12 protein-coding genes and 1 tRNA gene are annotated in these 12469 nt (G+C 72.6%); 10 read left to right on the forward strand and 3 right to left on the reverse strand.

Annotation, left to right across the window (positions count from 1 at the left end; translation table 11 throughout):
• Positions 1–64: 64 nt before the first annotated feature.
• The 4 genes from galT to OG500_RS22695 all read left to right on the forward strand — a co-directional run bounded on the left by galT (position 65) and on the right by OG500_RS22695 (position 4420).
• Positions 65–1261, forward strand: a complete 1197-nt coding sequence (gene galT, locus OG500_RS22680) for a galactose-1-phosphate uridylyltransferase (protein ID WP_327068522.1) — start codon at positions 65–67, stop codon at positions 1259–1261.
• Complete coding sequence (gene galE, locus OG500_RS22685; protein ID WP_327068523.1) at positions 1258–2229, forward strand: UDP-glucose 4-epimerase GalE; 972 nt, start codon at positions 1258–1260, stop codon at positions 2227–2229. The genes galT and galE overlap by 4 nt, the downstream gene beginning before the upstream one ends.
• Before the next feature lie 39 nt (positions 2230–2268).
• Positions 2269–3402, forward strand: coding sequence for a galactokinase (gene galK, locus OG500_RS22690; protein ID WP_329582933.1), 1134 nt, complete (start codon positions 2269–2271; stop codon positions 3400–3402).
• A 124-nt stretch (positions 3403–3526) separates the two neighbouring features.
• The gene (locus OG500_RS22695; RefSeq protein WP_329582935.1) at positions 3527–4420 is read left to right on the forward strand and encodes a response regulator transcription factor; all 894 of its coding nucleotides are present in this window, start codon (positions 3527–3529) and stop codon (positions 4418–4420) included.
• Between the two features lie 7 nt (positions 4421–4427).
• On the opposite strand, the gene OG500_RS22700 is transcribed toward OG500_RS22695, so the two are convergent.
• From OG500_RS22700 to OG500_RS22710, 3 genes are all read right to left on the reverse strand, one after another.
• On the reverse strand, positions 4428–4925 hold the full coding sequence (locus OG500_RS22700; protein ID WP_327068526.1) for a MarR family winged helix-turn-helix transcriptional regulator: 498 nt from the start codon (positions 4923–4925) through the stop codon (positions 4428–4430).
• Positions 4926–5052: 127 nt separating this feature from the next.
• A complete protein-coding gene (locus tag OG500_RS22705) occupies positions 5053–5736 on the reverse strand; it encodes a TetR/AcrR family transcriptional regulator (RefSeq protein ID WP_327068527.1) in 684 nt (227 codons plus the stop codon).
• Between the two features lie 26 nt (positions 5737–5762).
• Positions 5763–6731 (reverse strand): acyl-CoA desaturase, encoded by a 969-nt coding sequence (locus OG500_RS22710; RefSeq protein WP_327068528.1) that lies wholly within the window; start codon positions 6729–6731, stop codon positions 5763–5765.
• Between the two features lie 273 nt (positions 6732–7004).
• Here OG500_RS22710 and OG500_RS22715 point away from each other — a divergent pair.
• The 6 genes from OG500_RS22715 to OG500_RS22740 all read left to right on the forward strand — a co-directional run bounded on the left by OG500_RS22715 (position 7005) and on the right by OG500_RS22740 (position 12464).
• A tRNA-Gln gene (locus OG500_RS22715) sits at positions 7005–7077 on the forward strand.
• Positions 7078–7277: 200 nt separating this feature from the next.
• Positions 7278–8735 carry a bifunctional UDP-N-acetylglucosamine diphosphorylase/glucosamine-1-phosphate N-acetyltransferase GlmU gene (gene glmU / locus OG500_RS22720; RefSeq protein ID WP_329582940.1) on the forward strand — a complete coding sequence of 486 codons (1458 nt, stop codon included), beginning with the start codon at positions 7278–7280 and terminating at the stop codon, positions 8733–8735.
• Positions 8736–8939: 204 nt separating this feature from the next.
• A complete protein-coding gene (locus OG500_RS22725) occupies positions 8940–9917 on the forward strand; it encodes a ribose-phosphate diphosphokinase (RefSeq protein ID WP_327068530.1) in 978 nt (325 codons plus the stop codon).
• A gap of 343 nt (positions 9918–10260) precedes the next feature.
• Entirely contained in the window at positions 10261–10854 is a 594-nt protein-coding gene (locus OG500_RS22730; protein ID WP_327068531.1) for a 50S ribosomal protein L25/general stress protein Ctc, read from the forward strand.
• Between the two features lie 97 nt (positions 10855–10951).
• The gene (pth, locus tag OG500_RS22735; protein ID WP_327068532.1) at positions 10952–11533 is read left to right on the forward strand and encodes an aminoacyl-tRNA hydrolase; all 582 of its coding nucleotides are present in this window, start codon (positions 10952–10954) and stop codon (positions 11531–11533) included.
• Positions 11534–11720: 187 nt separating this feature from the next.
• Positions 11721–12464: a hypothetical protein gene (locus tag OG500_RS22740; RefSeq protein ID WP_327068533.1), complete on the forward strand. Its 744-nt coding sequence runs from the start codon at positions 11721–11723 to the stop codon at positions 12462–12464.
• Positions 12465–12469: the final 5 nt, after the last annotated feature.

Below are 12469 nucleotides of genomic sequence, written 5' to 3' on the forward strand. Positions count from 1 at the left end.
ATGAGTAATGTTTGATTATGTGTGATGCAGTCAACGGCAGCGGGCCACAGCGAGGGCGGACACTGTGCGGAAGACCACGACCAAGCTGGCGGACGGCCGCGAGCTGATCTACTACGACCGGGACGAGTCGGCCTCCCGCGACGTGCGCGACCGACGCCCACTGGAGGCGCCGGTCAACCTGGCCGAGGTCCGCCGCGACCCGGTCCTCGGCGACTGGGTCACGGTGGCCGCGCACCGCCAGAGCCGCACCTACCACCCGCCCGCCGACGAGTGCCCGCTCTGCCCGAGCCGGGACGGCCGGCTGAGCGAGATCCCGGCGGCCGACTACGACGTGGTGGTCTTCGAGAACCGCTTCCCGTCACTGGCCGCCGACGCGGCGGCCCACGTCCACGCGGCGAACGCGGCGAGCACGGCGAGCGGCACGAACGCCACCAGCGCCACCGGCGTCCCGGGCGGCTCCCAGGAGACCTGGGCCGACCGCCCCCTGCACCTGACCCGTCCCGGCGTCGGCCGCTGCGAGGTGGTCTGCTTCACCGCCGACCACCACGCCTCCTTCGCCGACCTCGACGAGTCCAAGGCCCGCCTGGTGCTGGACGCCTGGACCGACCGCAGCGCCGAACTGGGCGCGCTGCCCGACGTCGAGCAGGTCTTCTGCTTCGAGAACCGCGGCGCGGAGATCGGCGTGACGCTGGCCCATCCGCACGGTCAGATCTACGCGTTCCCGTTCGTCACCCCGCGCACCGCCAAGATGGTCGCGCAGGCGGACGAGCACCGCGCCCGCACCGGCCGCAACCTCTTCGAGGACCTGCTGCGCGCCGAACGCGCCGACCCCGTCAGAGTGGTGCTCACCGGCGAGCACTGGACGGCCTTCGTCCCGTTCGCCGCCCGCTGGCCGTACGAGGTGCACCTCTACCCCAACCGCCGGGTGCCGGGCCTGACCGGCCTGAACGAGGCCGAGCGGGCCGAGTTCCCCGGTCTCTACCTGGACTTGCTGCGCCGCTTCGACCGGCTCTTCACCGATCCGGCCTCGCCCCGGCCGGCCCCGGGCGGGGCGACGCCGCCCACTCCCTACATCGCCGCCTGGCACCAGGCGCCCCGGCGGGGCGGCGCCGAGCTGGCACTGCATCTGGAGCTGTTCACGATCCGACGTACGGTAGGCAGGCTGAAGTTCCTTGCCGGCGTCGAGTCCGGCATGGACGCGTTCGTCAACGATGTGTCGCCCGAGGCGGCGGCACAGCGCCTGCGGGAGGTCGCGATATGAGCAAGTACCTGGTCACCGGCGGTGCCGGCTATGTCGGCAGCGTGGTTGCCGCCCACCTCCTGGAGGCGGGCCACCAGGTCACCGTGCTGGACGACCTGTCCACCGGGTTCCGCGAGGGCGTCCCGGCCGGTGCCGAGTTCGTCAACGGCCGGATCCAGCAGGCCGCCGAGGTGCTGGACTCCTCCTTCGAGGCGGTGCTGCACTTCGCCGCCTCCTCGCAGGTCGGCGAGTCGGTCGCGGACCCGGAGAAGTACTGGCGCAACAACGTGGCCGGCTCGCTGGAGCTGGTCAGCGCGATGCGCAAGGCCGGCGTGCGCAAGCTGGTCTTCTCCTCCACCGCCGCGGTCTACGGCGAGCCGGAGCAGGTCCCGATCGCCGAGACCGCCCGCACCTCGCCGACCAACGCCTACGGCGCCACCAAGCTGGCGGTGGACCACCTGATCACCAGCGAGGCGATCGCCCACGGTCTGGCGGCGGTCAGCCTGCGCTACTTCAACGTGGCCGGTGCCTACGGCGCCTACGGCGAGCGGCACGACCCCGAGTCGCACCTGATCCCGCTGGTCTTCCAGGCCGCCCTCGGCCAGCGCCCGCACATCGCCGTCTACGGGGACGACTACCCGACCCCCGACGGCACCTGCATCCGCGACTACATCCACGTCGCCGACCTGGCCGACGCCCACCTGCTGGCGCTCACCGCGGCCAAGCCGGGCGAGCACCTGATCTGCAACCTGGGCAACGGCAGCGGCTTCTCGGTCCGCGAGGTGATCGAGTCGGTCAAGCGGGTCACCGGGCGCGAGATCCCGGTGGTCATGGCCGAGCGCCGCCCGGGCGACCCGGCCGTGCTGGTCGCCTCCGCCGAGCAGGCCCACACCCGGCTGGGCTGGACCCCCAAGCGGCCCGAGCTGGACGACATCGTGGCCGACGCCTGGACCTTCACCCTGAACAAGAACACCAGCAGCACGCAGTGACCGGACCCGAGCAGTAGCCAGACCGCGGGAGAGCGCAACGTGAGAGAGCAGTTCGAACGGATCTTCGGCGCCACCCCCACCGGCGTGTGGGCGGCACCGGGCCGGGTGAACCTGATCGGCGAACACACCGACTACAACGACGGGTTCGTCCTGCCGATCGCTCTCCCGCAGGCGGTGAAGGTGGCGGCCCGGGCCCGCCCGGACGGTCGGCTGCGCCTCTACAGCGCCCAGGGCGACGACGTGGTCACCGACCTGTCGGTGGCCGCACTCGCCCCGGGCGCGGTGACGACCTGGGCCGGCTACCCGGCCGGCGTGGTCTGGGCGCTGCGCGAGGCCGGGTACCCGATCGGCGGCGCCGACCTTTACTTCGACAGCGACGTGCCGAGCGGCGCCGGTCTCTCCTCCTCCGCCGCGCTGGAGTGCGCGGCGGCGGCGGTCTACCGCGATCTGTACGAACTGCCGTTCACCGCGGCCGAGTCGGCGGTGCTCGCGCAGCGCGGCGAGAACCTCTTCGTCGGGGTCCCGTGCGGGGTGATGGACCAGATGGCCTCGGCCTGCTGCACCGAGGGGGCCGCGCTCTTCCTCGACACCAGGGACCTGGCGCAGCGCCAGGTCCCGTTCTCGCTGGACGAGCAGGGGCTGTTGCTGCTGGTCATCGACACCCGGGTCAAGCACGACCTCGGGGACGGCGCCTACGCCGCGCTGCGGGCCGGCTGCGAACGGGCGGCGGAACTGCTCGGGCTGGCCGCGCTGCGCGACCTGCCCGCCGCCGCGCTGTCCGGGGCGGTGGCCCAGCTGCCCGCCGAGCTGGGCCCGCTGGTGCGCCACGTGGTGACCGAGAACGTGCGGGTCGGCCAGGCGGTCGAGCTGCTGGAGCAGGGCGAGTACGCCGCGCTCGGACCGATCCTGACGGCGGGGCACGCCTCGCTGCGCGACGACTTCAAGGTCTCCTGCGCGGAGACCGACCTGGCGGTCGAGGCGGCGGTGGCGGCCGGTGCCCTGGGCGCCCGGATGACCGGGGGCGGCTTCGGCGGCTCGGTGATCGCGCTGGTGCCCAAGGACGCGGCCGGGCAGGTCGAACAGGCCGTCACCGGCGCCTTCCTGGCGGCGGGCCATGCGGTGCCGAACGTCTTCACGACGACCGCGGCGGCGGGGGCCCGCCGGCTCGCCTGAGAACTCGCGGCACGACCTGCGCGGACCTGACGGAATTTCACTGAACCGCCACCTCCAGGCCTGGCACCCCGTACCCTGAGTCCGGTATCGGACGGGGGCCGTACCGGACTCAGGGGGACACCAGATGGGGCGGATCCGTGTCCTGGTGGTCGACGACCACCGGATCTTCGCCGAAGCGCTCGCGACGGCGCTCTCCGCCGAGCCGGAGATCGAGGTCGGCGCCGCCGGTAGTGCGGCCGCCGCCGAGCATGCCCTGGAACGGGCCGCGGCCGAGGGGCGGCCCTTCGACATCCTGCTGGTCGACGCCGACCTCGGCAGCGTCGGCGGCTCGCTGGTCCCGCCGCGCCGTCCGCGCCAGGCGGTGGAGCCGGAGGCCGGCCCGGCGCCGGCCCGCCGTGCCACCACCGGAGTGGTCCCCGCGCCGCGCCGCTCCGGCAGCGTGCTCGTCCCGCAGCGCCCGGCCGGACCGCCGGTGGTGACGGCGGAGCAGCCCGCCGCGGTGGCGCCGGTGCGGCGCCCGGTGGACGGGATCGCGCTGCTCGGCCGCTCCTGCCACACCTATCCCGGGCTGCGCGCCGTGGTGCTGGCCGCCGAGGAGGACCCGCGCCGGGCCGTGCGCGCGCTGTACGCGGGGGCGGCGGGCTGGGTGGCCAAGGAGAGCTCGCTGACCCGGCTGCTGACCGTGCTGCGCGGGGTGCTGCGCGGCGAGACCCATCTGCCACCCACCCTGCTCACCGGCGTGGTGCGGGAGCTGACCACGGCCCGGCGCGACCGTACCGAGAGCGAACGGCTGGTCGAGTCGCTGACGCCCCGGGAGAAGCAGGTGCTGCGCTGCATGGTGGCGGGGCTGGGCCGGCAGGCGGTGGCCGAGCGGCTCTACCTCTCCCCGCACACGGTGCGCACCCACATGCAGAACGTGCTGGGCAAGCTGGGCGTGCACTCCACGCTGGCCGCCGTCGCGCTGGCCCGCCGGGCGGGTGTCGGCCCGGCCGAACCGGCGGGCGCGCCGACCTCCTGAGCCGGTCTCAGCCCGGGATGTTGTCGAACGGTGCGACCAGCTGCCGCAGCAGCGCCGCCAGCTCGCCCTGCTGCTGCCCCGACAGCTCGGCCAGCAGCTCGCGCTCGTGGGCGAGCAGCCCGGCCAGCGCCTGGTCCGCCTTCTCCTGCCCGGTTTCGGTCAGCCGCACCAGCACGCCGCGCCGGTCGTCCGGATCGGGCAGCCGCTGCACCAGGTCCTTGCCGGCCAGGCGGTCGATCCGGTTGGTCATGGTCCCCGAGGTGACCAGGGTCTGGGTGAGCAACTGCCCGGGGGAGAGCTGGTAGGGGCGTCCGGCCCGGCGAAGCGCCGTCAGCACGTCGAACTCCCAGGGCTCCAGGCCGTGCTCGGCGAAGGCGGTGCGGCGGGCCCGGTCCAGGTGCCGGGCGAGCCGGCTGACCCGGCTGAGCACCTGCAGTGGTTGCACGTCGAGGTCGGGGCGCTCTCGGCGCCATGCTGCGACCAGGCGGTCGACCTCGTCCTCCATGTGGATCAGTGTATCGGGGGTTCTGTCGATATGAAGCCTCTTGACATCGAGAAAACCCCTGGCCGAAACATTCCGTTGGTGCGGCGGCGCCGGGCCCCGGCCGCCGCCGCCCGCCCGGCGGGCGCCCTCAGGTCTGCCGTTCGCCGACCAGCTTGGGGTGCCGCTCCATGCCCTCCAGGCCGTGCCACGCCAGGTTGACCAGGTGCGCGGCGACCTCGGCCTTGCCCGGCTTGCGCACCTCGAGCCACCACTGCCCGGTCAGCGCGACCATGCCCACCAGCATCTGCGAGTACATCGGCGCGAGCCGGGCGTCGAAGCCGCGGGCCTTGAACTCCAGGCCCAGGATGTCCTCGACCTGGGTGGCGATGTCGCTGATCAGCGAGGCGAAGGTGCCGGTGGACTGGGCCACCGGCGAGTCCCGGACCAGGATCTTGAAACCGTCGGTCGAGGTGTCGATGTAGTCCATCAGCGCGAAGGCCGCCTGCTCCAGCAGCTCGCGGGAGTGCCCCCCGGTGAGTGCTCCGGTGACCATGTCGAGCAGCAGCTGCATCTCGCGGTCCACCACCACCGCGTAGAGGCCCTCCTTGCCCCCGAAGTGCTCGTACACCACCGGCTTGGAGACGCCCGCCCGCTCGGCGATCTCCTCCACCGAGGTGCCGTCGTAGCCGCGCTCGGCGAAGACGGAGCGCCCGATGTCCAGCAGTTGTTCGCGCCGTTGCTTGCCCGTCATCCGGACCCGGCCCGCCCGCCCGGTGCCGCCGCGGGCGGGCGGTCGATGGCCGACTGCGCTGTCTCCGTTGCTCCCGTTCACCCCCCCATCATGCTGTAGGCGACGGGTCATGCGACGCGCCGGGCGTCAATGCGCCCGGGGCCCGGCCAGCGGACGTCGCGCGCCCAGCCGGCCTGTTCGAACCAGCGGATCAGCCGGGCGGAGGAGTCCAGCTGCCCGCGCAGCACCCCGTGCCGGGCCGAGGTGGGGTCGGCGTGGTGCAGGTTGTGCCAGGACTCGCCGCAGGAGAGCACCGCCAGCCACCACACGTTGCCCGAGCGGTCCCGGGACCTGAAGGGGCGCTGCCCGATCGCGTGGCAGATGGAGTTGATCGACCAGGTCACGTGGTGCAGCAGCGCCACCCGGACCAGCGAACCCCAGAAGAACGCGGTGAGCGCACCCTGCCAGGACCAGCTGAGCAGCCCGCCCACCAGCGGCGGCAGCAGCATCGAGATCGAGGTCCAGAGCCAGAAGAGCCGCGAGACGGTCCGGATGTCGCGGTCCTTGACCAGGTCGGGCGCGTAGATGTGCTGCGGGGTCTGCTCGGAGTCGAAGAGCCAGCCCATGTGTGCCCACCACAGGCCCTTGAGCAGGGCCGGCACGCTCTCGCCGTAGCGCCAGGGCGAGTGCGGGTCGCCCTGCTGGTCGGAGAACTTGTGGTGCTTGCGGTGGTCGGCCACCCAGCGCACCACCGGCCCCTCGACGGCCAGGCTGCCGGCCACCGCCATCGCGATCTTCAGCACCCGGCCGGTCTTGAACGAGCGGTGGGTGAAGAAGCGGTGGAAGCCGACGGTGATGCCGTGGCAGGTGGTGAAGTACATGACCGTCGCGATCGCCAGGTCCCGCCAGCCCAGCCCCCAGCCCCAGGCCACCGGCACGGCGGCCAGCAGGGCCAGGAACGGCACCGCGATGAAGAGGCCGAGCGCCAGGCGCTCGGGCAGGCCCTGCTTCTCGCCGCCGAGCGTGGCGGAGACCTCGGAGGCGGGCCGGGCATTGGACGCGGAGCCGGGCGGCGCCTGGTCGGCCTGGATCGTCATGGGCGCTCCCTTGAGGGAATACGTTTATGAGAAAACGTGGGAGAAAGCGGGGGAATGGAGCGTGCTCGGCGCCGGGCGTCGCTGGGCCGGAGCCTACGAATGCGTAACTTACGGCATCGTAGGTTGCTGTGCCTGCCAAGGGAAGCAGGTCGCGCCGACCGTCGGCGGGGTTGGGCCGAACGGCGTGGCAGCTGGGTCGAACGGTGTGGCGCGCCCTGGGGATCGAAGGCGATACCCAGTCAGGGGAGGACTCCGGTATGGTCTGAGCAGCCATCCGCCGTGGGGTAATCGGCAGCCCGCAGGCCTTTGAAGCCTTGCAGTGTTGGTTCGAATCCAACCGGCGGAGCACTTCGCGCGGCCGGGGTCCATCGCCCCGGTCGCGCGCTTGTCGTTTACCGACCTGGGCGTGACGCTGTGCGGTCATGGGCGGATTGCGCGGTTATTCTCGGGTCTGGTCATTTCTCGGGCCCTTCTCGATGGCGCGGCGTGCGGAGCCCGCCCATCCGGACCCGACCCGCTTCCGGTCACCCCCAAGGAGCCTCCCGCGTGAGCGCCAACCCCCTTGCCGCCGTCATCGTGCTCGCCGCCGGTGAAGGCACCCGGATGAAGTCGAAGGCCCTGCCCAAGGTGCTGCACCCGATCTGTGGCCGCAGCCTGCTGGGACACGTGGTCACCGCCGCCCAGGAGCTGACGCCCCAGCAACTGGTGGTGGTGATCGGCCATCTGAAGGAGCAGGTCGCCGAGCACCTGGGCGCCGAGCACCCGCAGGCCCGCACGGTGGTGCAGGACGAGCAGAACGGCACCGGCCACGCGGCCCGGATCGCGCTGGAGGCACTGGCCGCCGACGGGATCACGCTGGACGGCACGGTGCTGGTCACCTACGGGGACGTCCCGCTGCTGACCGCGGAGACCATGCGCGCGCTGGTCCACCAGCACACCCTGGAGGGCAACGGCGTCACCGTGCTGACCGCCGAGGTCCCCGACCCGAGCGGCTACGGCCGGATCCTGCGCGACCCGCAGCACGGCAGCGTCACCGCGATCGTCGAGCACAAGGACGCCGACGCCGCCCAGCTGGCGATCACCGAGATCAACTCCGGCGTCTACGCCTTCGACGGCAAGCTGCTGGCCGACGCGCTGGCCCGGATCGGCACCGACAACGTGCAGGGCGAGGAGTACCTGACCGACACCCTGGAGATCCTGCGCGAGGCCGGCCACCGGGTGGGCGCGATGGTCGCCGCCGACCACCGCGACATCCTGGGGATCAACGACCGGGTCCAGCTCGCCGAGGCCCGCCGGCTGCTCAACGACCGCCTGCTGGTGGCCGCGATGCGGGCCGGCGTCACCGTCGTCGACCCGGCCACCACCTGGATCGACGCGCAGGTGGGTTTCGAGCCGGACGCCGTCCTGCTCCCCGGCACCCAGCTGCACGGCGCCACCCACCTGGGCGAGGGCTGCCGGGTCGGCCCGAACAGCACCCTGACCGACACCGTGGTCGGGGCCGGTGCCACGGTGAGCAACGCGGTGGTCGAGCAGGCCGAGATCGGCGCGGGCGCCAGCGTCGGCCCGTTCGCCTACCTGCGCGGCGGGGTCGCGCTCGGGGCCAAGGGCAAGATCGGCACCTTCGTCGAGGTCAAGAAGTCGAGCATCGGCGCCGGCGCCAAGGTGCCGCACCTGTCCTACATGGGCGACGCCACCATCGGCGAGGGCGCCAACGTGGGCGCGGCCACGGTCACCGCCAACTGGGACGGGGTGAACAAGAACCCCACCACGATCGGTGCGCACGCCCGGGTCGGCACCGACAACATGCTCATCGCCCCGGTCACCATCGGTGACGGCGCCTACACCGGCGCCGGCTCGGTGATCAGCAAGGACGTGCCCCCCGGCGCGCTCGGCGTGAACCGCGCACAGCAGCGCAACATCGAGGGCTGGGTGGCGCGCAAGCGCCCCGGCACTGCTTCGGCCGAGGCCGCCGCCGCCGCGCTGGGCCAGCCCGCCGAGGCCTGAGCCACCCCGCTCAGCGGTGCTGCGGCCCTCCCGGGCCGGACGCTTCACGGGCGGGCGCGTAACCTGGTGTACATACGTGCGCCGTGGGGCTGTAGCCCGTGCCGTGGCGTACCCAATCCCTCGTCGACCACCGGCCCGGACGGCTCCCGCTGTCCGGGTGCGGCGCGGCGGGACCATGCGGCAGCAACACGAGGAGACGGTGCAGTGAGCGGGATCACGACGTCGGGTGAGAAGAAACTGAAGCTCTTCTCCGGCCGTGCCCACCCCGAGCTGGCGAAGGAGGTGGCCGCGGCGCTGGGCACCGAGCTCGTCCCGACCAAGGCCCTGGACTTCGCCAACGGCGAGATCTACGTCCGCTTCCTGGAGTCCGCCCGGGGGGCGGACTGCTTCGTGATGCAGAGCCACACGGCTCCCATCAACCAGTGGATCATGGAACAGCTGATCATGATCGACGCGTTGAAGCGGGCCTCGGCCAAGAGCATCACCGCGATCCTGCCGTTCTACGGCTACGCCCGTCAGGACAAGAAGCACCTGGGCCGCGAGCCCATCTCGGCGCGCCTGGTCGCCGACCTGCTGGCCCAGGCCGGTGCCGACCGGATCATGGCCGTGGACCTGCACACCGCGCAGATCCAGGGCTTCTTCGCCGGCCCGGTCGACCATCTCTTCGCGCTCCCGCTTCTCGCCGACTACGTCGGCGAGAAGGTCGACCGCAGCAAGCTCACCATCGTCTCGCCGGACGCCGGCCGGGTGAAGGTGGCCGACCAGTGGTGCGACCGCCTGGACGCCCCGCTGGCGATCATCCACAAGCGCCGCGACATGAGCCAGGCCAACACCATCCTCTCCGCCGAGGTGGTCGGTGACGTCCGGGACCGGGTCTGCGTCCTGGTCGACGACATGATCGACACCGCCGGCACCATCTGCGCCGCGGCCGACGCGCTCTTCGAGGCCGGCGCCGCCGACGTCATCGTGGCCGCCACCCACGGCGTGCTGTCCGGCCCCGCCGGCGACCGGCTGAAGAACTCGCGGGTCAGCGAGTTCGTCTTCACCAACACGCTGCCCTGCCCGGCCGACCTCCAGCTGGACAAGGTCACCACCCTCTCCATCGCCCCCTCGATCGCCGCCGCGATCCGTGAGGTCTTCGAGGAGGGCTCGGTGACCTCGCTCTTCGAGGGCGTGCACTGAGCGTGCGTGAACCGGGTTCTCCGCGGGCTCTCCGCTGAAGGTCCGTCAGGTCCGATCGGCCCCGTCGCTGCTGGCGACGGGGCCGATTTCACGGTTGACGAGTGCTGCGGTTAGACTCGTGAGACTGCTCGGCGAGGGATGCCGCGCGCCCATCGGGCGCGTGCTCCGTGATCGACGCGCTGCCGGGGTCGGAGTACCGACCGTTGGCAGAGTCGTCCCGCCGCCGAGCGAACCCCCCAGTGTTTAAGGGTGTGGTCCCGGCGGCTTCGTGCTGTTCGGGCCTCGTATGACCACCGTACGAGTGTTGCCTGCACCCCCCGCCAGTCTTCCGAGGAGTGCAGTCGTGTCCGAGATCCGCCTTGCCGCCGAGCCCCGCAACGAGTTCGGCAAGGGTGCCGCCCGCCGCGCCCGCCGCGCCGGCTTCGTCCCCGGTGTCGTCTACGGTCACGGCCACGCCCCGGTTCACCTGAACCTGCCCGGCCACGACCTGATGATGGCCCTCAAGACCCCGAACGCCCTGCTGGTCGTCCCGATCGAGGGCAAGGACGAGTTCGTCCTGCCGAAGGCCGTCCAGCGCGAGGCCATCAAGCGCACCATCGAGCACGTCGACCTGCTGCTGGTCAAGCGCGGCGAGAAGGTCACCGTCGAGATCCCGGTCCTGACCGAGGGCGAGCTGGCCCCCGGCGGCAACCTGGTCGAGCACGTGCTGAACACGCTGCCGGTCGAGGCCGAGGCCACCCACCTGCCCGAGTCGGTCACCGTCTCGATCGAGGGCCTGGAGGCCGGCGCCTCCATCGTGGCCGGCGACATCGCGCTGCCCAAGGGCACCTCGCTGGCCGTCGAGGCCGACGCCGTCGTGCTGCAGGTCATCGGCGCCCAGGCCTCGCAGGCCGACGCCGACGCCGAGGCCGCCGCTGAGGCCGCCGCCGAGGCCTGAGCCTCCCGGTAGTTCCACTGCCGCTGCCCCGGCTCCCCGTGTGGGAGCCGGGGCAGCTGTGTGTCCATGATGATGAGGTATCGGAGGAGGAGCGCAGATGAGCGGTGAGGCGTACAGCGGCCCCTGGCTGATCGTGGGCCTGGGCAATCCCGGCGAGGGCTACGCCCGCAACCGGCACAACATCGGCTTCATGGTGGCCGACCTGCTGGCCGAGCGGATCGGTGCCAGGTTCAAGACGCACAAGAGCCGCGCCCAGGTCGCCGAGGGCCGGCTGGTCGGGCAGCGGGTGGTGCTGGCCAAGCCGATGACCTTCATGAACCTCTCCGGCGGCCCGGTCACCGCACTGCGCGACTTCTACAAGGCGCCGGCCGCCGCGGTGGTGGCGGTCCACGACGAGCTGGACATCGACTACGCGACCCTGCGGCTCAAGCTCGGCGGCGGCGACAACGGCCACAACGGGCTCAAGTCGATCACCAAGTCGCTCGGCCCGGACTACTACCGGGTGCGCTGCGGCATCGGCCGCCCGCCGGGCCGGATGGAGGTCGCCGACTTCGTCCTGAAGGACTTCTCCGGTGCCGAGCGCAAGGAGCTGGACTGGTTCGTGGACCGATCGGCCGACGCCGTCGAGGCGCTGCTGACCGAGGGTCTGGAGCGGGCCCAGGGCACCTACAACACCTGACTCCCAGCCGGCTCACAGCTGACCTGACGTCAGCTCGGCGCCCTCGTATGACGGATAGGGCAACAGTCGTACAACTCTTCGCCGCAGCCCCCTCTCCGCGGCCGGATCGCTTTGGCGCATCGGGTACGGTCGACCCGGACTCGGGAAGATAGGGGCGCTGGTGGGCGCGGGGTTGGGCTCGGCACGCATGGCCGGCACATGGGTTCTGGCGGTCACGGCGCTGTTCTCCGGCGCCGCACTCGCTCGCGCGGCCGAGCCGAGCGGCTCACCCGCGCCCTCGGCGAGTGCGACGCTCTCGCCGACGCCGGCGGCGAGCAGTACGGCACCCTCGCCGGTGCCCACCGCGGTGGCGGCCAGCGGGCCGCCGACCGACGCGGCCACGCCCGCGGCACCGCATCCGCCCACGGCTTCGCCGAGCACCACGGCCGGCCCCAGCTGTCCGCCGCTGCCGGGCGCCGACGCCTCGGCCACCGCCTCGCCCGGGCAGTCGGCCGGGGCGGCACCGCAACCGCCGTCCCAGCCTCCCGCCTCGGCCCAGGCCGACGCCTCGGCCACCGCCTCGCCGGGGGCCTCGCCGACGGAGCTGCCCAGCGGCTGCCCCAGCCCGACGCCGACCCCCACGCCCTCGGCCAACCGCACCTCGGCGATCTCGGTCGGCGGCGGCCGGGGCGGCAGCGGCCGGTTGCGCCAGGCGGCCCCGCAGCCCGTCTCCAGCGCGCTGGACGCCCAGCTGGTCGACGACCCGCCGGCGACCGCCGCGCCGTCGCCCGCGCCGACCCCGGCCCCCGAGACCGCGGCGCTCTCCGGCGCCTTCATCTCCACCCTGGGCGGCAACGCCGGCATCCCGGCGGTGGCCGGCGGCCTGGTGGTCGCGGCCGGCGGTGGCGCGCTCTGGCTCAAGCGCCGCCGCACCGACAAGGAGACCGGCTGACCCGA

Origin of the sequence: Kitasatospora sp. NBC_01250, from assembly GCF_036226465.1 — a bacterium.
Lineage (GTDB): Bacteria > Actinomycetota > Actinomycetes > Streptomycetales > Streptomycetaceae > Kitasatospora.